Annotated in this window: 18 protein-coding genes; 9 read left to right on the top strand and 9 right to left on the bottom strand. The window is 64.0% G+C overall.

Translation table 11 applies throughout. The annotated features are described in order from the left end of the window. Positions 1-45 precede the first annotated feature (45 nt). The 3 genes from CXY82_RS08920 (at position 46) to CXY82_RS08910 (ending at position 3,942) form a co-directional block, all read left to right on the top strand. A complete protein-coding gene (locus CXY82_RS08920) occupies positions 46-1,962 on the top strand; it encodes a hypothetical protein (protein ID WP_233199271.1) in 1,917 nt (638 codons plus the stop codon). Between the two features lie 849 nt (positions 1,963-2,811). Further along, entirely contained in the window at positions 2,812-3,405 is a 594-nt protein-coding gene (locus CXY82_RS08915) for a class I SAM-dependent methyltransferase (protein WP_104170651.1), read from the top strand. 237 nt (positions 3,406-3,642) lie between these two features. Next, the gene (locus CXY82_RS08910) at positions 3,643-3,942 is read left to right on the top strand and encodes a putative quinol monooxygenase (protein WP_104170608.1); all 300 of its coding nucleotides are present in this window, start codon (positions 3,643-3,645) and stop codon (positions 3,940-3,942) included. Positions 3,943-4,365: 423 nt separating this feature from the next. Here CXY82_RS08910 and CXY82_RS08905 read toward each other — a convergent pair whose 3' ends face one another. Together CXY82_RS08905 and CXY82_RS08900 are read right to left on the bottom strand one after the other, a co-directional pair. Next, entirely contained in the window at positions 4,366-5,103 is a 738-nt protein-coding gene (locus CXY82_RS08905; RefSeq protein WP_370443692.1) for a RimK family alpha-L-glutamate ligase, read from the bottom strand. A gap of 297 nt (positions 5,104-5,400) precedes the next feature. Further along, the gene (locus CXY82_RS08900) at positions 5,401-6,828 is read right to left on the bottom strand and encodes an AbgT family transporter (RefSeq protein WP_104170607.1); all 1,428 of its coding nucleotides are present in this window, start codon (positions 6,826-6,828) and stop codon (positions 5,401-5,403) included. Between the two features lie 350 nt (positions 6,829-7,178). On the opposite strand from CXY82_RS08900, the gene CXY82_RS08895 reads away from it, so the two are divergent. Both CXY82_RS08895 and CXY82_RS08890 read left to right on the top strand, forming a co-directional pair. Then, positions 7,179-7,841 (top strand): hypothetical protein, encoded by a 663-nt coding sequence (locus CXY82_RS08895; protein ID WP_104170606.1) that lies wholly within the window; start codon positions 7,179-7,181, stop codon positions 7,839-7,841. Positions 7,842-8,003: 162 nt separating this feature from the next. Continuing rightward, positions 8,004-8,372: a hypothetical protein gene (locus tag CXY82_RS08890; RefSeq protein WP_104170605.1), complete on the top strand. Its 369-nt coding sequence runs from the start codon at positions 8,004-8,006 to the stop codon at positions 8,370-8,372. 87 nt (positions 8,373-8,459) lie between these two features. Here CXY82_RS08890 and CXY82_RS08885 read toward each other — a convergent pair whose 3' ends face one another. Together CXY82_RS08885 and CXY82_RS17280 are read right to left on the bottom strand one after the other, a co-directional pair. Next, positions 8,460-9,527, bottom strand: a complete 1,068-nt coding sequence (locus tag CXY82_RS08885; RefSeq protein ID WP_104170604.1) for a hypothetical protein — start codon at positions 9,525-9,527, stop codon at positions 8,460-8,462. 156 nt (positions 9,528-9,683) lie between these two features. Further along, positions 9,684-9,821, bottom strand: coding sequence for a hypothetical protein (locus CXY82_RS17280; RefSeq protein WP_158252154.1), 138 nt, complete (start codon positions 9,819-9,821; stop codon positions 9,684-9,686). A gap of 549 nt (positions 9,822-10,370) precedes the next feature. On the opposite strand from CXY82_RS17280, the gene CXY82_RS08880 reads away from it, so the two are divergent. The 3 genes from CXY82_RS08880 (at position 10,371) to CXY82_RS18570 (ending at position 12,480) form a co-directional block, all read left to right on the top strand. Then, positions 10,371-10,793: a DUF3846 domain-containing protein gene (locus tag CXY82_RS08880; protein WP_158252153.1), complete on the top strand. Its 423-nt coding sequence runs from the start codon at positions 10,371-10,373 to the stop codon at positions 10,791-10,793. Between the two features lie 353 nt (positions 10,794-11,146). Continuing rightward, positions 11,147-12,070: a ParA family protein gene (locus CXY82_RS08875; protein WP_104170602.1), complete on the top strand. Its 924-nt coding sequence runs from the start codon at positions 11,147-11,149 to the stop codon at positions 12,068-12,070. Next, entirely contained in the window at positions 12,067-12,480 is a 414-nt protein-coding gene (locus CXY82_RS18570) for a hypothetical protein (RefSeq protein WP_158252152.1), read from the top strand. The genes CXY82_RS08875 and CXY82_RS18570 overlap by 4 nt, the downstream gene beginning before the upstream one ends. A gap of 104 nt (positions 12,481-12,584) precedes the next feature. Here the strand turns inward: CXY82_RS18570 and CXY82_RS08870 are convergent, their stop codons facing one another. Further along, entirely contained in the window at positions 12,585-13,646 is a 1,062-nt protein-coding gene (locus CXY82_RS08870) for a hypothetical protein (protein WP_146069089.1), read from the bottom strand. Between the two features lie 454 nt (positions 13,647-14,100). On the opposite strand from CXY82_RS08870, the gene CXY82_RS08860 reads away from it, so the two are divergent. Then, the gene (locus tag CXY82_RS08860; RefSeq protein WP_104170599.1) at positions 14,101-14,889 is read left to right on the top strand and encodes an alpha/beta hydrolase; all 789 of its coding nucleotides are present in this window, start codon (positions 14,101-14,103) and stop codon (positions 14,887-14,889) included. Between the two features lie 90 nt (positions 14,890-14,979). Here CXY82_RS08860 and CXY82_RS08855 read toward each other — a convergent pair whose 3' ends face one another. From CXY82_RS08855 to CXY82_RS08840, 4 genes are all read right to left on the bottom strand, one after another. Further along, positions 14,980-15,606, bottom strand: a complete 627-nt coding sequence (locus tag CXY82_RS08855) for a recombinase family protein (RefSeq protein WP_104170598.1) — start codon at positions 15,604-15,606, stop codon at positions 14,980-14,982. 274 nt (positions 15,607-15,880) lie between these two features. Continuing rightward, positions 15,881-17,272: a TniQ family protein gene (locus CXY82_RS08850; RefSeq protein WP_158252151.1), complete on the bottom strand. Its 1,392-nt coding sequence runs from the start codon at positions 17,270-17,272 to the stop codon at positions 15,881-15,883. Beyond that, the gene (locus CXY82_RS08845; RefSeq protein WP_104170650.1) at positions 17,269-18,177 is read right to left on the bottom strand and encodes a TniB family NTP-binding protein; all 909 of its coding nucleotides are present in this window, start codon (positions 18,175-18,177) and stop codon (positions 17,269-17,271) included. The genes CXY82_RS08850 and CXY82_RS08845 overlap by 4 nt, the downstream gene beginning before the upstream one ends. 2 nt (positions 18,178-18,179) lie before the next feature. After that, entirely contained in the window at positions 18,180-19,877 is a 1,698-nt protein-coding gene (locus tag CXY82_RS08840; RefSeq protein ID WP_104170596.1) for a DDE-type integrase/transposase/recombinase, read from the bottom strand. Between the last annotated feature and the right edge of the window lie 511 nt (positions 19,878-20,388).

Genomic DNA, 20,388 nt, shown 5'->3' with positions numbered 1-20,388 from the left:
GGCGTGTCCACTGAAGCGTGGACAGCGTGGGCTTTGACGCGCCGGATGAGTCCGCGCGATCAGGTGCGCGTGATGAAGCGCGACGCGTACGGGCGGGTGGACGAGAACAGTTACCCCCTGATTTACCGTGTTGGACCTACTGAACCCATGACACCGTGGGCGATGAACCTGGCCGATGAGACCGGCTTGTTCCGGGTGCTGTGTTTTGACTTCGACGGTAAAGACAAGCACGGCGTCGATGCCGAGCTGATGGAGGAAGCCGTCGACGAGTGCGACGTGCTCTCCCGCACCCTGGATTCCCTCTCGATCGAGCATGTCGTGTGCCAGTCGTCTGGGACGGGTGGCCGCCATATTTGGCTCGCCCTCCACGGCGGTGCCCCGAAACTCGCTGTCGCCCCGGTGGCCAGTGCTGCGCGGGCGAACTTCCGCCGCTTGGACCACGGCATGCTGCTCAACGCCGTCACTGGTGCCGCGCGGCCGCCCTTGTCTCCGCACCGGGACGGCAGCTACTCCACGGTCCTCCGCGGCAACCTGAACACCCTGATTACCCCGTCGACCACGATTGCCGACTTGGCAGCCTTGGCCGCGGTCCTCGAGGCACGGAAGCCGTCCCTCCGAGCGGAAGACAGTCCCCCGTCGGGCCCGATCACCACACGTCACCAGGCGCATCGGCGCCTCAGCGTGGCCGGCACCGCCCATATGGCCACTATCGACGGTGGCAGTAACCCGAGCTGGACCGGGTTCATGTGCCTGCTCTCGGCCGCGAACGCGGGCTGGCAGCTGGTCGACGTCGAGCACGCCATCAAGACGGCCCCCGGGCTGGAGCACTTCCGGACGAAGAACACGGGCCGCGGCGGCCGCCGCCCCCGGGCCGCAGCGGAGGCCCGTGCCCGGTTGGGTCGGCAGTGGGATAAAGCCCAGCAGTACGCCGCGCTCCAGCGTCCGCTGCCGGCGGTGCGGGAGCCGCCGGACCTGTCGGAGCTGGACGCCATCGTGACCGACGTCGAAGCCCTCCTTACGCGCTTCCGGGTGAGCCCGGGCCGGTGGGGCCGCACCGAGGCGTCCTCGAATCAGCAGACCATTCTCCGCGCCCTGGCTTACCTCACCCTGCAGACCGGTAAACGCACGGTCGCCGCCGCCATCCGGGACCTGGGCCCGATGGGAGGCCTCGGCCGGACCACCGCAGCCGACGCCCTGACCGCCCTCGCGGCTGCCGGGTACGTCGAACGGGTCAGTGCGAGTGACGATGGCAACGCCGCCGAATGGCGCCTAGCCTCCACGTTATCCACAGGTCCCAGTACAGTCCGGTCACAGCCATCAGATAACCCCCGCCCCCCGCAGGAAATCCCGTCGTCGCTGAGCCGTTCTGCAGCTGAGCTCTTTAACACCCGCACCCATCTCGTTGCCCTGCTCGAGGAACAACTCACCGACCAACGCCACGACCTCTTCACCCGCCGCGGCCTCGGGCACTTGGCCGGCAAGCTCTACGCCCTGCTGCGCCAGCACCCGTCCCTCACCATTGATGCCGCTGCTCGTCTCCTGGGCGTTACCGCCCGGCACACGGCCACGATCTTCAGTCGCCTCCGGCGTCACAAGCTCTTGGTCGTTCACCGTGATGGGTGGGCGAGGTCGATGCAAGATCTCCGGAACCAGGCGGCCCTGCAGCTGAACGTGTTGGGAACTCTGCTGGCTCGGGCGGAGCGGTATCGGATCGAACGAGAGGTGTGGGCGTGGTGGCAAGCCGAACTAAGCACCATGATGTCAGCGCCCAGGTCTCGGCCGCGGCGCCCGCATGTGTCGAGCCGGCCGTTGTTTGAGGCGAGCCGGCCAGGTGAGCGGGTGTGGCCGCGGTATCCGCGGGCCAGCACCAACCGGGCTGATCACCGCTCCGCGCTCGAGCTGGTGGGTGCTGGTCTGCTGAGCCCGGAGAATCGTTGGCAGTATCTCGGAAACGCCGCTTAACCCTTAGGTGCAGCCTCGGAGGTCATAAACAGGTGTTCTTTGGCTGGACAGGACCCATGGATGAGTCTGGATGGCCTTGTGTGTGGAGTTCCGAGGCGTGGTGATTAGAGGTGGGCTAGTCTCCCACAAGCTGTCTCTTGGTTGCGGTGAGCACGGTTGTGTCGGCTAGAGACGCTCGAAGCTACGCAGCAGCAGTGACGGCAGCGGAGCCGAGTGTTGGTCCGGCGTCGTTCAGGATAGATGCGAGAACCGCTTCACGAGTGCGATGGGATACCTGGAAGCTGCGTTCATGCGGTGGCATGGCAATGGGGATGAGGGTAGTCCCGCAGCTTTCCGCAGTGAAGACGTCAAGCGCGTCCCGCTTTGAAACGTCGAGCATCCCGGCTTTGGCTGCACGAAGAGGACAGGCGAGAATTGTTGCTGCCGCCTCAGCAGCGGGAGTGGTTTGACCTGGCTGCGATCCTCGATACGCCAGCGAATAGAGGTAGGGGTTCGCGTATCGAAATCTCCATGAAGATTCCACGCACGCCGCAGGCCGGTGATGGGATCCACGGCTACCTGCCTGGCGAGGCCCTCCGAGTGGTGCGCCGCGAAGCCATCGGCGGCGACAGCGTCACGTAGGCCTTGCTTGTCGCCAACCGGGGGTATACGGCGGGTGGCTGCACATCGGCCGTGCGGCTGACGGCGGAATTTGTCAAGGCGAATGAGGCCAGTGAAAGTTGTGGCGGCTCGTTTCGTTCCGGTGTGGTCTTCATAATCTGCTGGGCCGTTGATCCGGACGGTAAGGCATTTGATAACTTCAGTGAGGACGTAACGGTGCAATAGTGTGCGTCAGGGAGGCTGGTGGTCATGCCGACAATGTCTGCTCTCGAAGGTGCGTTCTGCCGCAGTGCACCATGGCGTCTTGCGGCTGGCCGAGTCGTCTCGTGGGCGACACAGGGTGTTTCGTTCACCGGTGACGTTCTTGAGATCGGAGGGGGTAGTGGTGCGACGGCCGACAGGTTAGCGCGGGCAAATCCGTCACTGCGCCTGACGACGACCGACTACGACCCCGTGATGGTTGGCGTCGCACGAAAACGTCTTGCAAAGTATCCACACGCAGCGGCGCGCCAAGCCGACGTCACACAGCTTCCCTTCGATGACGAAACTTTTGATTTCGTTGTAAGTTTCCTGATGCTGCACCACGTTGTCGACTGGGAGAAGGCAATCGCAGAGGTCGCACGTGTGCTCCGGCCCGGCGGCATTTTCACCGGTTATGACCTCACTGCTTCTCGAGCCGCTTCGTGGGTGCATCTGACCGATCGCTCCCCACATCGGCTCATCGAACGCGGGGCCTTCGAACCTGTTCTCGGACAAGTCAGACTCGATGCTAACGGGCTGAGGTACACCTTTGGCGGTCGAGTGATGCGATTCACTGCACGCAAGCGTGCATTGTCCACCTGAAATGAGTGGACGCATGTCAGGCAGGTCCAGGCAGGTCCCATCGACCGCGACCAGACGTCGTCCGGTCGTGAGTTGACCCCAGATTGCATGGAGTCGTTCGCCGATTAGGATGTGATCGCCGAGTGGCGTCTCAGACTTCCGGGCGCGCGGGTGTTCAAGGTCCACCAGCAGTCGGGCAGGTTCGAGCGGTGAGAGCCCGCACTGGACGAGGTGTCCCTGATATGAATTGGAGTTTTCATGGCCCTGACAGTTCTTCTTGACCTTCGCCTAAAACCAGAGGCCGTTCTCGGGGCGGAGGCCATGCTGCGAGACATCTTGGCCGGGACCCGTGCATTTGAGGGGTGTCTGGGTGTTGATGTGTTGCTTGATTGCGATGATCCCGCCCACATGATCTTGCTGGAGCGGTGGGCGTCGGCCGACGCTGACGCGGCATATCGTCACTGGCGTGCGGGTGCGGGTGCGGGTGCGACCGACCTGGGCTCATTGCTGACCAGTATCCCCCAAATCTCCATGTTTGAGATCGCCAGCGACATCTGACCGGGCACTATGGCGCATGCCCGAGATCATGCTCATGTCCCTGGTTGTGCGCCGTGATGTGTTCCCGGTTAGGGAACTGTGCCAGGTAAGCCGCCTACACTCGGCGCAGTTGCGGGTCAGCCCGCACACAACGCTCAGTCGGCCATGTATCACGCAGTTTGAAATGATGTCGTGGTGGCAAAGTCGGATACGACCATCCTGGTTGAGGGCAACCAGTACTTCCCGACTGAGTCGTAAAAGTCTGCGTACTTCTCCGGCGAAGAAATTCTTCGCCAATAGATCCCTCTCGCCGGCGTCGCAAAAGATGTCGGTATCTTCATCCCAACGCTGCATCGGTGGTACCAGCCTCCACGGCTATCCACCGCGGACCAACGAGAGTTTTATCCGTTTCGTGAGCTGGTACTGGGGTCGGTGCCACGTATTTCAGGCTGCGAGCTTTTTGAGGTACCGAGCCAGGGCACGTGGAGCCGAACGAGGGGCTTCGGCCTCAACGACCGCGTTGTAGTTCGTATTGGTGTTCACGTCGTAGGTGAGCACTCGGCCATCTTCGGCTTCGATGAACTCGATGCCGCAGACTTCCAACCCGGTGCGGCGCGCGAACTTGAGGTATTTCTCGATAATTGAGTGGTCGAAGTCTTCGCGCAGGCTGAACAGTTGCTGACCGGCTATGGGTGCGATGGTGGCGCCGGGAGGCATGATCAGCTCGCGTGTGATCGGGTCGATGGCGCAGGCATCCGCTGGGCACAGCTGGAAGCCGCCGCGTGCGGTGTCGGCTTTGACGGCGTAGATGAACTCGCCGCCCACGATCTCAACCCGGGTGATGAACGGTTCCGCAGCCTGGATATATTCCTGAATGAGTGTGATGCCGTCTTGCGGCTCCTCGAACTCGGAAGAGGCAACGTACGCGGCGAGCTCTTCGTGACTCGTGAACTTGCGAACGCCGAGGCCCTTGCCGCCCTGGTTGTGCTTGGTCATAAACGGGGTGGGAAAGTCGTGTGCGGCATCGAGAATTTGCTCACGGCCCACCGCGGCCACGGTGCGAGGGGTGTCGATGCCGGCGGCCTTGAGTGCAACGAGCTGCTCGACCTTGCTCATCTCGAGCTCGAGCACGAGCCGGCCATTCACCGTGCGGCGGCCGTGGGCTTCGAGCCAAGCCAACACGGCGCGCGCGTAGTCTTTCGACTTTCCGTGGTCGCGTGTGTGAGCGGATGCGCTGATGCGCGACCAGAAGATTCCCTCCGGCGGTACCGAATCCAGGTCGAGAACGCCGTCGGTGAGCAGCTATTCTTTCACCTCCATACCCTCTGCTTCAAAGGCCCGGGCAAATGGCGGAAACCATTCAGGGTTCTCGTGCAGGGCATAGATCGTGGTTTGGCTGGAAGTCATAAAAATCCCTTCGGGTTGCACTGAACTTAAGGAGGCCCCCGTGCGGGGTATTCCTCCGGTCTTGCGCAGTTACTACTGCGGGATCATGATGCCGTTGCCCGGGCCCATCGGTAGGTCGAAGAAGTAGAAGACGCTCAGCACGGCTACCCAAGCGATCCAGAACGTGACTGCGAAGGGCAGCATACGGGCGATCACGGTGCCAAGGCCCGCCTGTGGCTCGTACCTACGCAGCATCGTAAGTAGCACGATCATGTACGGGTTGAGGGGTGTGAGTACCTGGGTGGCCGAGTCTCCCACCCGGAACGCACCCTGGATGAATGCAGGTTCGTAGCCAAGTAATACGAACAGCGGCACGAACACGGCGGCCATCAGCGTCCACATGGCCGAACCCGAAATGATGAAGAGGTTTAGCAGCGAGGCAAGTAGTACGAAGGTGACGACGGCCGGATATCCGGTGAGGCCGATGGACTCAAGGCCCCCGGCTCCTGCAACGGCGAGCCAGCTTCCGATTCCGGAGAAATTAAACAGGGCGACGAACTGGCCGAGGATGAATGCAAGCACGAGAAATCCGCTCATGTCCTTGATGGCCTGCCCCATCACGCGAGGCACGTCGCTGCCCCTGGCGATGGTTCCGGCGATCTTGCCGTACACCAGTCCTGGAATCACGAACAAAACGAAAACGATGAACACGATCGAACTCAACAGAGGTGAGCGCGGCAGAAACTCGCCGTCTTCGTTTCGCCAGGAGGATTCCAGCAGGGGCACGCCAACCAGAATCACTCCGGCGACCACGATGCCGGCCACGAACGACCAGAACAGGCCGCGGTTCTCGGTGTGCGTGAGCCGCGTGTTCATCACGGAGGGAACCAACACGTCGTCGTCAGTGATCTCGTCGCGCGCAATCTGCTGCCGCCCCAAACGCGGTTCCAGAATTTTGTCGATGATGAAGCCGGCGAGTGCGATGAGTACGAGCGCGGAGACCACGTTGAAGAAGTAGTTCGATACCGGGGTCACGACGGAACCGGCGTTGGGCAGGTTCTCTGTGACCGACGTCGTGATCCCGGCGAACAGCGCGTCGAGGCTCGTTACGAACAGCGAGGTTGAGTAGCCGGCGCCCACCGCAGCAAACCCGCCGAGCAGCCCGGCCACGGGGTGCCGGCCAGCAGCCTTAAAAACCAGGGCGGCAAGCGGTGGGATGACCACAAAGGCCGCATCAGACATGATCGACCCTACGACTCCCACGAACGCCACGGCGTAGGGCAGCGACCAGCGTGGTGCCGAGCCGAAGGCCTTACGGATCAGCGCGGCGAGCAGGCCGGACTTCTCGGCAACACCGACCGCGAGCAATATGGGTAGCACTGTCGCCAGCGGCGGAAAACCCAAGTAGTTGACCCCAATGTTCTGGGTGAACCAGGTGAGCCCTTCGGCGGTGAAGAAACCCGTGATCACCGTGATCTCGTCGGTTCCGGGCAACTGCACCGTGACGTTCGCCCAGGCCATCGCGGTCGACGGCCCGAATAACGCCGCGGAGGCCGACCCACCCCGGGGCCGGCCGCCGTGAGGGGGTCAGCGCCCCCTCACACTCCCCCACCAGGTGACCCCGGCCCCGGAGGCCGGACCCACACGGAGCCGGCTGCGCCGGCCTGTGGACCGCTTCGCGGCTGTTCTGGTTGAAGACTTTTTTGTCTGTCTGGCCGGTCATCGTAGTTCGCTTCCGGGCCTGCGTGCCCGGTTGATCGCGCGCGCCCTGGCGGGCTTATTTCCCTCGATAATCCGGGCTCTTCGCCCCTCCCGCTCTCAATCGATTCTCTTGCCAGACAGGCAAAAAATCAGTTGAGCGGAGAGTTTCCATGTCCCAGGTTCTTGTCGAGGTTAGGCCCCAGCGCAGCAGTGACCAGATCGCAGCCGACCGGAAAGCCGGCACCGCTTTCTTCGCCCGCTACGACACCGTGAACCCGTACAAGCGCAGTAGTTGGAACCGTGATTTGGATTCTCTGCTGCGCTTCTACAGCTACGAGTGGGACCTGGTCTGCTGTGTCATCGAGGCCAATGAGTGGATGCGCACCCACCCCCACGACACCCGAACCGACCGGATCATGGCCCGTATCCTGCGCGCTGTCCGGGACCGGGCGGAGGAGATCCCGGCCCGGGATGATTCCCAGCTGCAGGCGTACGTGCACGTGTCCACGATCAAGCTCATGCACCCGCCCCGGGTTGCCCCGATTCCGGTCGCTGACCGGCTCGCAGCCCGGGGCGACGCGGCCAGGTTTTGGGCCCTGTGCGCGAATCCCTCCCCCCGGTTTCGCGGTCGGGTGGCGGCCCCGGCGCTGCCGTTCGTCCAGTGGTTGCTGGTGCACCCGCTGTATGGGCCCGCGCAGGACGGCCCCGCCGGATACACCGGGACCACCCGGGTGAAGAAGACCAAACGGTATAGCAGAAACGTTATTCGTCCCATCGGGATGAGTGAGGACCGGGCACTGGAGATCGCCCTCACGGCCACGGCCCGCCGATAGCCCGCGCCCCGTGGCCACCCTTCCGGGGTGGCCACGGGTGAGGGGCCAGCACGCCCCTCACACTCCCCCGGTACGCCGGGCTCTCCACAGGCGGCCAGGATTCGGCCGGGCGCGGCGGGCAGCGTTTTAGCGTCGAGGTCTCTCTACCGGATAGGACATCTCATGCGCTTCATCAAACTCGCCGTCACCACCCCTGGTCACGACCGGTCCCGGCCTGTGGCCGGTGCCGACGACATCTGGGTCAACCTGGACCAGGTCGTTTCCATCCAGGAGCAGCTCGACAGCAACACCTTCGCGGACGCCGTCCGAATGGGCATCGCTGTGGAGGAGCACTACCCGTGCCTGGAACTGACCCTGTCCAGCGGTGACACCCACCTGGTCTCCCTCGGCGTGTATCCGGACCAGGCGGCCGGATTCGAAGCATTGACCCGGTTCCTGCCAGCCCTGCTCGGCGACCGCGGCCCGGACGACGTCGACCAGCTCGAGCAGATGCTCGCCGCCGCCACCCCGGACATGCGCTCTGCGCTGTGACAGGGGGCAGTGGTGGGATGCCGTCCGGTCCGGCGGGCCTATCGATCCGGTGTCTGCGGTCCCTGTGCAGCTTGGCCTGTGTGGTGCCTATTCGACGCGGGTGAGGAGGGTGAAGGTCATCGTCGTGTTGGAGCCGTTGCGGCAGGTTTGATACATCAGTTCGTATCCGCGTGGGATGGCCCGGGTGTCTTGGGTTTGCTTGTTCAGGGTGGCAGCGACTCCGCCGATGCTCCATCGCCCGGCCTGGGTCCCAGTCAATGTGATGACGGTGCCTTCCTTGGTGGGGAACTCACTGCCGCCGCAGAACCAGTGCTCGCCGATGACGGGGAGCCCGTACACAGGGGTTAGGTCCACGGGGCCTTTGCAGGCGTCAATCTCTGTTTGGCCCCCGCTGGTCCACACGTCCCACTCGGTTTGTGGGGTTACGGGGGGCGGCGGGGTTTTCGTTGGCCGGGATGGCTGTGATGCTGCGCCCGGGAGAGCAGCGGCGGGGACATCGGCTGGTGCGGCGCCGGGCTGCGACTTGCCTGGCTGTGCGGTGCCGGTGGTGGTGCGGGGGGCCGCGGCGCGTGCGGCCTCGGCGACCGTGGCGGCTTGCCGTGCGGCCTCAGCGGAAGCAACGGCGTCGGCGGTCGCGGCCGCTGCGGTGCGCGCCTGAACCTGCCAGGCGAGGACCGCGGTGGTGACTGCTTGGCGCTGCACTGTCACGTCGACGCTGACGCCACCCATTTTCTGCTGGGACAGCGCCCGGGTCGCGGCGGTGAACCCTTGGGTGCTGTCGCGGTGCCCCGAAAGGATCTTGGTGAGCGCCGTGTCAGCGCGGTCAAGTTCAGCGGCGGCGGCGTCCACCCGGGGGCCGGCTTCAGCCAACGCGGCGGCGAGGGCGTCCCTCGCCGCCTGGTCCAGGACTTTTCCATCGCTGTTGTCCAGGGCCGCCTGGGCGACGCTGAGGTCCTCGCGGGCCACCGCCACTTCCGCGGCTGCCGCGCCGCGCTGCGCGGTGTACTCCGAGACGGCGGAGCTGTAAGCCGCGGTGGCGATCCGCAGGTCCGTGGAGGCGTGCGCGGAGACGACCGTCCAGTCCACCGTGACGGTGAGTAGCAGTGCCAGGGCAGCGGCGATGATGAGGAACCGGGGGCGCAGAGCGGTGAACATGAGGCGGGTTCCTTCGTCGAGGGCTGGATGCCCAGTGAGCTAGCTACGGCCGGTCAGTAATGACGGGAACAGCGTGTGAGCTGGCCCGGCGTGGACGGAGGACGAAGACATAGAGGTCGCGGCTTGAGGCCGATCGGCCCGGCAAGGGGCCGAACGTTAGGTGTGCCTTGTGGCCGGGGTGTCACGCTTGGAGAGCAGAGTGCCCGCGATGGCCAGGGCGATGATGCAGGCCACGGTGAGGATGCTCCACGACCAGAACGCAGAGGAACCCCAAAGCACAGTCGTGGCGGCCAATTACAGGAGAGCACTGACGTAGCTGGCCGTTACCCGCCGCAGTGTGGAGCACAGGGCTGGTATCCCGTCCCAGACCTTCACTGGTCTGCACCGACGGTCCGGCCCGCGCGCAGCGCAGTGTGGACGGTGTCAGCGAGCGTGAACGTGGTTGTTTCTGTCGTCATCGTGCGAGTCATCCCCCCGGATGTTCGGCGCACAACCAGCTGTGCCCCCCCGCTGCAAGCCTAGGGGTCGGCATGCCCGATCCCCCACTCTCCCACGCCCCTGTTTGGGCGCCCTGATCAGGGAAACCTATGGCGTCACCAGGATGGGGGTGGAAAAGCCAGATCGCTAATGGAACCGCTGCGCGGCACTGTTTCGTGCCCGTTTTTTTCCTTTCCGGCAGCCGATCATAGTTCGCTCCCGGCCCTGCGTGCCCAGTTATCGGAACGCGGTCGCAAGCTCCCTTATTTCGCCCCGAAACCGGGCACTCCGGGCCTCCCGCTCTCAATCGATCTCCCTTGCCGGAAAGGCAAAAAACAAGTTGTTTTGAGGGAGAGGACCCACACCATGAACACCGTCACCATTCGCAGCATCAAGATCAACCCGACCGAAACCATCACCACCCTGGACGTGAACGAGGCCAGCATCGGTGCGGACGTCATCGCCGCCATCGGCTGCCGGATGTTCGATGTCGTCGGCCTGGAGGACGACATCGACCTCTTCGTCGATGATGAAGGACTCATCAACGGCTCAACCCTGAACCTGCCCGCGACCGTGCTCGCCCACCGCCTCGGCTCCCCCACCGTCATCTTCGGCACCGTCATCGCCGTCAGCGTCACCCCCGACGGCGAAACCGTCGGCCTCACCGACACCCAGCTCGCCCGAATCCAGGCCGCACTAGCGCAAAAGCCCGACACCGCGACCGTCGACACCCTCGTCGACAGCCTGTCCCCCTTCCCAACCGTCGTCAGCATGCTCCGCAATATCTAGCCGCGACCACTGGCTGGCCCTCCCCCGGGTCAGCCGGTGAGGGGTGACCCCCTCACACTCCCCCACCGGGCGCGGTGACGGGTGCGAGCCTCCGCAGCGTAGAGCGACGCCGGACCCTGTACTCGCCGCCCCAAGCAGGCCGCAAGGCTCGGGGCAACTGTACCGGCGGCGGTCATTGCTTGTAATACTGCTATTGCCAGTAATGCTGGCATTGCAGGTAATAGTGTTAATACAATTAATAGTCGTAAAGACAGTGATAGCAGCAAAGACAGTAAAAGCAGCAATTCTGCTTATGCCAGTAATGACAGCATTAGCTGTAATGTCATTAATGACGACAAGAGAAACGAGAACGTATGCCTCCGGCACTCAATCGCACCGCGTTGGAACGGGTCATCGCCGTCATCAATGGCAAGGGTGGCGTCCTCAAGACCACACTCACCGCCAACATCGGCGGGATGCTGGCTAACAACGGGTACCGCGTGCTCCTGGTAGATCTCGACCCCCAGGGCAACCTGGCCGAGGATCTCGGATACACAGATGACGACCGGGACGACACCGGCCGCGCACTGGCTCAGGCACTCATGTTCGGTGGGGGAGCGGCCCCCATTCGCGAAGTTCGACCAAACCTCGACGTATTCGCTGGAGGTCCGGCCCTCGACCAGGCCACGGCCGGTCTCGCTGCCAAAGCGAATAAAGATCCCGACGGGGCCAAACTCGCCGTTGCGCATCTACTCGAGCCCATCGCGGGCGACTACGACATGATCCTCATCGACTGCCCACCAGGCGATGAAACACTGCAGACCGCGGCCGTTGCGGCCGCGCGATGGGCGCTCGTCCCCGTCAAAAGTGACAAATCAAGCCGCAAAGGACTCGGCGCTGTAGCAGCGCGACTCGATGCGGTCCTCGGAGTGAACCCCACCCTCGACCTCCTCGGCGTGGTCCTGGTAGACGTCGGGACCTCTGCCCACGTCGTCCAGCGCGAAGCACGCGAACACATCGCAGAGCTCTTCAACGCCGACAACAACGTCGTCTTCACCGCAACGGTTCGCCACAGCGAAGCGACCGCCCAGGCCACCCGAGAACGAGGGCTTCTGGTGCACGAACTCGACGCCCAAGTCCGTAAGGGACCGAAGTGGTACGAGATCCGGCGGGGCGACGCGCAGGCACAAACATTTGCACCACGAACAGCATCTTCGGTCGCTGACGACCTGCAGGCAATCACCCAAGAAGTCGTGGCCAGGATTACAGCCGCAGAGAACCAGGAGGCCCTCGCATGAGCGACGAAACCCCCAACCGACAGATCGGCGGCCTCACGCCACGCGCCGGGGCTCATGACCTGAGCCGGCTCCAGGCCCGAAACCGCCCTGAACCAAAACCAGAAACCAGCGAGCAGCCCAAAACCGCTGCCCCTCCCGCTGCAAAGCCCTCGCGCACACCAACCAAGAAGTCGGCAACCGTCGTCGTCGACACGACTGCGCGGATGACCACCTACCTGTCGGTAGCCACACGCGATCGGGCCCGCGCAACGTACCGGGCGACGAGCCACCTCGAAGGCGATAAGAGCTGGTCAGACTTCGTGGAGCGAGCCATCTTGGCAGAGGTCGAACGCCGTGAACTCTCACACAACGCAGGGGAGAGATACCAAGGCGATAGCTCGCCCCTCCCCGCTGGGCGACCGCTGAGCTAGGGCGGTCTCCCCACCCGTAACCCGGCACGAGAGACGGCACCGCCAGCGGATAGGAACACCACCAGTACGCTTCCTGCCGAGACACGGGGGAGTGGGCCGGCGTTCTACTTCTGCTTGGGGCGTGGCGCCTGTGCTTCGGCGCGGTCGGCGCGGGTGCGCTGTTCGCGTTCACTGGTGCGCGCCTGGTCCAGGTCGGCGCGCAGCTGGGTGAGTTGCTGCTCGAGGGCGGCCCGCACGTCGGTGACGCGCTGCTCGGCGTAGGAACGCTCCCTACCCGCCTCGGCCGTGGCGCTGTCTCGTTCACTGCTGACTGTGGCCAGGCGCCCGGTGAGCACGAGCGCTTCCGCCCGCGCGCTCTCGCGCTCCGTCCGGGCCTGGTCGAGCAAGTCCCGGGTGCTCGCAGCATCCGTCTCGGCCCGCTCCGCGCGTCCGGCCGCGGCGGCGGCCTGCGCGATCGCGTCGCGCGCGCCCGCCAGCGCCTCGTCCTTGGCCGCTGTGGCCGCCGTGACGAGCTCCCGGGCCTCGGTGAGCTGTGCGGTCGTGGCTGCGTTCTCGTTGCTCAGAGCGGCAACCTGGTTTGTGAGGGCGGTGATCTCGGCGGTCGCCCGTGCGTTGTCCTCGCCCGCAGTGACCAGGTCACTCTCGAGGGTGGCGGCACGCTGCTCGAGCGCGGCCAGGGCCGCGCGGAGCTCGTCGACCAGGGCAGCTGATTCCTCGGCTGCAGCGTCAGCTTCGGCGCGCTCGGCTTCGGCCTTGCGGGTGGCGGTCTCGGCCCGGTTGGCGCGGGCGGCTGCCGTGGCGACCTGCTCGGCCGCGTCGGAGGTGACGGCTTCGATCTGTGCTTCGGCTGCGTCCGGGTCCGCGACGGTGCGGAGCTCGTCGACGAGGACGACCAGCTGCTGCTGCAGGTGCTCGACCATGCCGGCGACCTGGGACCGCAGCACGCTCGCCCGCTGCCGGGCCGCATCAACGGGGAGCTTGTCGTCCTCGACGGTGCGCTCCACCCGGCCTGACTCGGCGCGGCGGGCCCGCCACGCAGCAGCCCGATTGTGAGCGGGGTTGACGCAGTAGCCGGCGGGCCGGCCCACACCAGGCGTGGCATCCACGGGCTCGTCGCAGCCGGGGAAACCGCAGGTACGCACATCGGTGATCTCAGGAATGCTCATGCTCATATCGTATCATAAGTAACGCAATACGTTAACGAAATAACAATAACGATAACGAAATTAAGAAACCGACCCCTCGTCTCGGATGTTTGTCATTTTTCGAAGTCGTCTGCACAAATGTTCACACTCGCCTGCACAGCTCGCTCCGGCCCGACAGGGTGTGTGTACTTGGAACCGGACTCAACCGACTCTCTACCTGAGCTCGTCCTGTTGAAATTTCGCGTGAAAGCCCATAACATCGTCGACCTCCGCGATCCGGTTATCCTCTTCGCCGCGGGTGTCAACCTTGCGGACGGGGTCTCGGCTCGGACCCACCAAGTTCGCCTCTTCACCCGACCGGGCAGCTGCACCCGCGAAGTCGCGTGGTCCCACGGTCTTGAAGATTTGGCTGATGTAAGACCTAGCTGATTGAAGATCGGTCAGAGTGTCGGTCGTGGGGCCTAGCGTGGAAGCCATGACAGATGTGACCTTCACGCGCGAGAAAGTCGACGCGATCCCCGTCATCTACATCGCACCAGCCGCCAAGAACGACCGGCATCAGATCGCGGTGTTCCTGCCCTACCTCGGAGGCACGAAAGAGGCCGTCGCCACGCAGCTTGCCCGTCTAGCGGAGCGCGGTTTCACCGCAATCAGCTTCGATCCGTGGAGGCTAGGAGAACGCGGCGACGGTGACGACCGCGCCGTAATGAACCTAGTGTTCTCGCATTTCCGCCGGAATATGTGGCCGATCCTTGGACAGAGCACCCTCGATGCCATGCACGTGCTCGATTGGGCCTGCGAACACTTTGATGTCCGAACCGACAACATCGTCGCGGGCGGCCTGTCAATGGGCGGCGACATCAGCGTCGCTCTCGCCGGTGCCGATCATCGAGTGACGCGTGTCGCCGCCGTTGTCGCGACACCCGACTGGACCCGTCCCGGCATGACCCGAGTGGGCGAACCCGAAAACATCATCGAGCAAGGCGTGCCGAACCCGTACGGGGCGTGGTTCTATGACCACCTCAACCCCACAACGCACCCGCACAACTACGCACACGGCCCCGCCATCGCCTTCGAACTCGGCGCAGATGATACCCACGTCCCCCCAGCATCAGCCTTGGCCTTTCACAACAATCTGAAAGCGGCTGCGCCCGTGGCCGCAGCGCGGATGCGAGTGACTACGCACCAAGGCCTTGACCACATCGGCGCAGTCCGCGATCAGGCCGTTGTAGAAGCAGCCCTCAATTGGATGTCCGAAAACTAGCAGACTCGCCAATCAATGTCCGTCGATGCCGCCACGTTTCCAGTCACCTGCTTGACCTGTTCAGACTGCTTGACGCGTGTAACCGTCCTTCTAATGGTTCCGGGGTCCGGCGGCCGAGTCGTTGGTTTGGGCGAGTGCGCGATACACGCTGGCGCGGCTCATCGCCTGGTTTTTCACAATATAGGCAATCGTCTTGCCCGAGGTGCGCAATGTGCGGACGGCGTCAATTTTCGTGGGGATCAGCACGGACTTGGCACGCCCCGTTGTCAGTCCCTTGGCTTCTCGTGCGGCTCGGGCTTCGGCGGCGCGTTCGTTGATGTTCTCGCGTTCCCATTCTGCGATCGAGGCCATGATGTTGCGCACCAGCTTGCCGGTGACGCCCTCGAATTGTTCTCCGGGCTTCAATGAGTGGACGGAGATGCCACGGTGTTCGAGTTCCTCGATCGTTTGGAGGATGTGCAGCACTGTGCGGCCGAGACGGTCGAGGGAGGAGACCGTGATGGTGTCACCGCGTCGAGCTACTTTCAGCAGGGCATCAAGTCCGGGACGGGTCTTGAATTTGCCACTAATTTTGTCCTCGTAGATGTGGTCGTCTGGAATCCCGAAATCGTGCAGCGCTTTGGTCTGCCGTTCGTACGACTGCTTCAAGCTCGACACTCGCCGGTAGCCGAAGGCATAGTGTTCCGGGGCTGGCTCGATGCCGTTTCTCTTCGTCATCGATTCAGCGTATCGCTTCTACGTCCGTGATGCTTCTTTTGATACATGTATCAAATGCTATCTTTTCGCGCTCAAAGAAACACTATTCGCGACAATGCGCAGTGTCTCAACTTCCATGGATTCGAGACACACACATTCCGCCTGTACAGCCCAATCAGGCCAGCGCGGCCATCATCCACAAGTCCGAGATACCTTCTCAGATGAGCAGCGCGAGGCGTAGTTCTTCCAGCGTCGCCCAGGCTTCTGGTTGACGACGCTGAGGTGTTGCTCCGCTCTATGTTGCCAGCTTCGCGGCGGGAGAATCCGTTTGCTCGGTTGGGCGGTCTTCGGCGCGATCGGCGCGGCTGCGCTGTTCGCGCAGTTCCTGCCGCAGCTCAGCGGCCTCGTCCCGAAGTTCGGTGATGTGGTGGTTTTCTGTGGTGCGGAGATCGCTGATGCGTTGGTCGCCGTGGGTTCGCTCACGTTCGACGCTTGCCCGTGCTGCGTCACGTTCAACGATTGCGGTGGCCAGATTCCTGCGCAGCAAGCTGGCTTCCTCCCGAATGGTGTCGTGGACAGTGCGGGCGTGACCCTGTTCGTCCCGGACTTTCGCGACGTCGGACGTGGCGCGCTGGGCTCGGACTGCTTCATCGGCGGCGCGGGCGACCGCGCCCTGGGCACGTTTTTCCGCGTCGGCCCGTGCAGCAGAAGCCGACTCGGCGCGCGCGGTGGCGGCGTCGCGTTCGTGCTCAGCCTCCTCCAGTCGCGTGCGTGCGGTCGCCAGCTGCTCGCGCAGCTGGGACAGCTCTGACTGTGCCTGTGCGTTCTGAGCCTTCGCCGCGGACCGGACGGCGACTAACTCGGCCGTCACCTGGTCGAGAGCAAGTGCCCGGTCGCGCAGCTCAAGCTGAGTGAGGGCGAGGTCGGCGTGCAGCTGGTCTGCCAGCTCTGATGCTTCCGTTGCTGCGGCGCCAGCTTCCAGCCGCACCACGTCGGCTTGACGTTGAGCTTGCTCGGCGCGGCGGGTTCGGGTGTTTGCGGCGGCGACTTGTGTGGCGGCCTCGGTCGTCACTGATCCGATCTGGGCCTCAGCAGCGTCCGGGTCAGCAACAATCCGAAGCTCCTCGATGAGGGCGGTGAGTTGCTGGCCCAAGTGCTCGAGCATTCCGGCGACCTGGTCGCTGAGCTCTCCGGCGCGTTGGCGCGCGGCGTCAACTGGGCGTTTCTCGTCCTCGATGTTCCGGCTCGGTTCGGCGGCCAGACGGCGCCGTGCGCGCCAGGCGGCGGCCCGGTTGTGCCCCACGTGATCGCAGTACTCGGGGGGCCTACCAGAGCCAGAGTCCGCGCTCACGGCGGGGTGGACGCACTCCGGGAACCGGCACGTACGTTGCTCTGCCTGCTGCACCTCATCACTGTTATCGAGCCGCCAGGGGACCCAGCCGGCCACACTCATCTGCCGTAACCGGTCCGGGGTGACGCCGGTGCGCTCGGCGAGGACGTTGATCATGGCGGATGTTGCTGCCACGTCGATGTCCTCAGGGGGGCGCCATCCGAGCGTGAAGCCGAGGTCATCGCCGAGGTGGGTGAGGTCGGTGCTATAGCAGGCGGCGATACGGTGCAGCCAGGAGGACAGCGTTTCACGGTCGATCGGAGCCGGATGAGCGGGCCACTGACGCGGCCTGGTCACAGCAGTTCTCGTTCGAATACCCGCCGTCGTTCGGTCGGCCCGAGGTAGTCAGCCATGACCAGGGTGCGTTGGTTGATGCTTTCCTCACCGCTTTCTACAGCGGAGATCGCCGCAGCTGTCAGGAGGTGGGCGAGTTCCCCGATGGTTCCCTCGCATCGAGCCAGCAAATATTGGGCCATATCGTCGGTCGCGATGATCGACGGACGCTGCAGCGGCAACGCGGCCGCGAAGCTGGCTAGCAACGACACGGTGTCAGCACTGACAATCCACAAGGGAAGGACAACGGGTTCGAATCGGTTTTCCAACTGGTCGTCGGAGCGGATGGCAAGATACGCGTCTCGTGTTCCGACACCGATGATGGGGATGTGCAACTCGTTGCCGAGGAAACGCAGCAGATTGAGGAACTCCCGGCGGCTGCTGCCTGGCCCGGCCAGGACGTTATGCAACTCGTCGATGACGAGCATGCGCACCCCCGTTGAACGCAGCAAACTCAGCGACATCTGCTCCACCTCGGCCAACCGCCACCGGGGTTGAAGAGGCGCGCCCAGCGCGGCGAGGAGCGCGATGTAGAACCGCAACACGGACGGTTCGGAGGGCATCTGCACGCACAACACGGCAATGTGTTCCCGGTCCGCTTCGGTCACCGGCAGATGCCCCCGGCGAAACTTTTCCACGATCATCGACTTGCCATTATTCGTCGGCCCCACCAGCAACAGGTTCGGCATCCGCTGCTTGTCGGGCCAGCCCAGCAGGGCCTCCAGCCGGGCGAGCGTCACTACAGCCTGGGGATAGCCGATCCACCGGTCCGCTCGGATCAATGCCACCCGCTCGCCCGCCGGTAGTTGTGCACTGGCCTGCACCGACGGGTGCAGGTGAGATAAATCAGGTGCGACGCCGTCGGGCATGGTCACCACTGCTCGATCTGATCGAATCGAACCACCCGTGCCGCAGTGGCCTGCGTGTCCTCCTGGCATTCCTTCGAAGGTTCCGGCGGCACCACGGTGCCAGGGCTAGGGGCGCGGTTCTTTGCCTCGGCAGTTGTGGTGTCACGTCGCTGCGTATCGCGGCGCATGCGTTTGGTGGTTTTCGACGCGGTGCTGGCGATATCCCTCATCTGCTCGATCATGCGGAACAGGACTGCCTCATCCACCTGCGCGATGCCACGCTCACGTAACCGGGCCAGGGCACGCTGGTGCTCCCAGAGGCTCACGACCGGGTTCGCCATCGTCCGGTACGGCACCTCTACATAGACGTGACCGTCGGGGTCCAACACCCAGATCCGGCTGAGGTCCCGCGGGTCCCGCCGGATCAAGAACGCATCCAACGTGTTGCGCCGGCTGATCCACGGTTTCAACGCGTTGGCGAAGTAGTGGACGTGGTCGATGACGAATCCCGTCCGCGTCAGGGTGCGCCGCACAACGGGGAGAAAGTCGATCAGGAACGCTGTCGGGTTCGAGACCACCGCCGGCATCCCGGTCGCGGCAACTCCTTCGGCCCACCGGCCAGTAGGTGTCTGCCCCAACGTGCCGTGAATACTGCCGTGATAGCTGGCCACGGCCAAGGCCAACCATTTCTCCAACTCGCCAAGCGTCAACATCGCCATCCGCTCCGAGTCATACCGGCCACGCGCGACCGGATTGGAGAACGTGGTCCCAGGAAGTTCGTGAACCTGCTGCATCGCGGTGCCAATCACCCGCTCCACGATTCCGCCGTAGTGCGGCCGGCCCGGAGGCCGATACGCCAACTCGATCCCGTGCTGCTCACACCCGCGACGCAGCGCCTCACTCTTGAATTCGCTGGCATTGTCGAGGTACAGCTGGCGTGGCTTCCCACTCATCGGCCACGATGCGTCAACACCCAAGCTCTCCAGCCACGGCCGCTTATCGGTGGCAGCATGGGCCAGGCACAAGCCCACCGACACGGCTGACGGTGCCTCCAGTGTGACAACCATCCCCACCAGGGACCGGCTGCACACATCGATCGCCACGGTCAGATACGGGCGCCCGATCGGTTGTCGTTCCCTCTCGTCGACGACGATCACGTCGATGACCGTGTGATCAATCTGCACCTGCTCCAAAATGGTGCCGATAACCGGCACGTTGCCGCCGGCGGACTGCAACGACCGCACCGCATTCGGACCGCCCCGACGCCGGCCGACCTCCACCGGATTCAACGCCCGAATCCGACGCTCCACCGTGTTCCGCGCTGGAACTGGAAGCCGTCGCATCCGGCACGCTCCCGCGATGTCGCGGTATACCGCCGCCTGGGTTCGCTTCTGCCGGGTCAGGAACTGCTTCCGCACCACCTCACGAACAAGGTCCTCGACCTCGGCGTTCAGACGCCATGTGCCTTTCCCATGCGAGGAACGTCCGGGAGCCAAGTCCGTCAGCAACCCCGACCCCGTTCGATGGCGTTTGATCAGCACATAGACCTGGCGGCGCGATATCCCCAGCGATAATGCGGCCGCATCGACCGCGGCCCGACCCACGACCGCTCGAGCCGCCAACGGTGCAATTACCGCCGACACCCTCATCGTGCGATCCCACAAAACATCCGGCATCGTCAACGTGCCGGACTCAGCAAAACGTACCGATTCCGCGTCCACCCCGCCACCTCCTTATTGTGCAGAGGAGTAGTGAGCAAAACCCATTTTAGTGCAGAGGTGAACGGAAAAACCAGTGCTCAACACTCGCCTGCACAACCCCGGGAACACACGCGATGCTGTGCAGACGTGAACGGAAAATGACAGATGACGCGGAACCTGCCCCGCGGCAGGTCTGTGCCGTCCGGGGCCCGGATGATCTGGGCGTGCCACCCGACTGCGAGCACTGCCTCATCCGTGTTCCGCTCACCGTCAGGGCTGACGGGCCGAGTGGCCGACGTTCGTGCGACCTGGTCAACAGGGTCGAGGCCGATGGGTCCCGGGGGAGCGGTGTGATCCTGGCCGGTGCCTGTCGAGCGGTCGCCCGGCCAGACGATGGACCGGATTAATCGAAGGTGTCCGGGGCAGTGCCCGGCGTAGTGTGTCCGACATGGACGACCTTGGTGTGCCCAACTGCGAGCGATGCCTGCTCCCCATGGTGATCGAGGGCACAGATGAAAGTCCGTTCTGGGGC

This window comes from Cryobacterium sp. M23 (assembly GCF_002929655.1).
In the GTDB taxonomy this organism is placed as follows: Bacteria; Actinomycetota; Actinomycetes; order Actinomycetales; family Microbacteriaceae; genus Cryobacterium; species Cryobacterium sandaracinum.
This window is presented reverse-complemented; position numbering and strand designations above follow the sequence as displayed.

Coding starts and splice junctions, on each gene's coding strand:
- CXY82_RS08895 (WP_104170606.1), top strand. CDS start 7,179: ATGTCCCAGGTTCTTGTCGAGGTTAGGCCCCAGCGCAGCAGTGACCAG.
- CXY82_RS08890 (WP_104170605.1), top strand. CDS start 8,004: ATGCGCTTCATCAAACTCGCCGTCACCACCCCTGGTCACGACCGGTCC.
- CXY82_RS08880 (WP_158252153.1), top strand. CDS start 10,371: ATGAACACCGTCACCATTCGCAGCATCAAGATCAACCCGACCGAAACC.
- CXY82_RS08910 (WP_104170608.1), top strand. CDS start 3,643: ATGGCCCTGACAGTTCTTCTTGACCTTCGCCTAAAACCAGAGGCCGTT.
- CXY82_RS08885 (WP_104170604.1), bottom strand. CDS start 9,527: ATGTTCACCGCTCTGCGCCCCCGGTTCCTCATCATCGCCGCTGCCCTG.
- CXY82_RS08900 (WP_104170607.1), bottom strand. CDS start 6,828: ATGGCCTGGGCGAACGTCACGGTGCAGTTGCCCGGAACCGACGAGATC.
- CXY82_RS08920 (WP_233199271.1), top strand. CDS start 46: ATGAGTCCGCGCGATCAGGTGCGCGTGATGAAGCGCGACGCGTACGGG.
- CXY82_RS08855 (WP_104170598.1), bottom strand. CDS start 15,606: ATGACGAAGAGAAACGGCATCGAGCCAGCCCCGGAACACTATGCCTTC.
- CXY82_RS08860 (WP_104170599.1), top strand. CDS start 14,101: ATGACAGATGTGACCTTCACGCGCGAGAAAGTCGACGCGATCCCCGTC.
- CXY82_RS08870 (WP_146069089.1), bottom strand. CDS start 13,646: ATGAGCATTCCTGAGATCACCGATGTGCGTACCTGCGGTTTCCCCGGC.
- CXY82_RS08915 (WP_104170651.1), top strand. CDS start 2,812: ATGCCGACAATGTCTGCTCTCGAAGGTGCGTTCTGCCGCAGTGCACCA.
- CXY82_RS08845 (WP_104170650.1), bottom strand. CDS start 18,177: ATGCCCGACGGCGTCGCACCTGATTTATCTCACCTGCACCCGTCGGTG.
- CXY82_RS08875 (WP_104170602.1), top strand. CDS start 11,147: ATGCCTCCGGCACTCAATCGCACCGCGTTGGAACGGGTCATCGCCGTC.
- CXY82_RS18570 (WP_158252152.1), top strand. CDS start 12,067: ATGAGCGACGAAACCCCCAACCGACAGATCGGCGGCCTCACGCCACGC.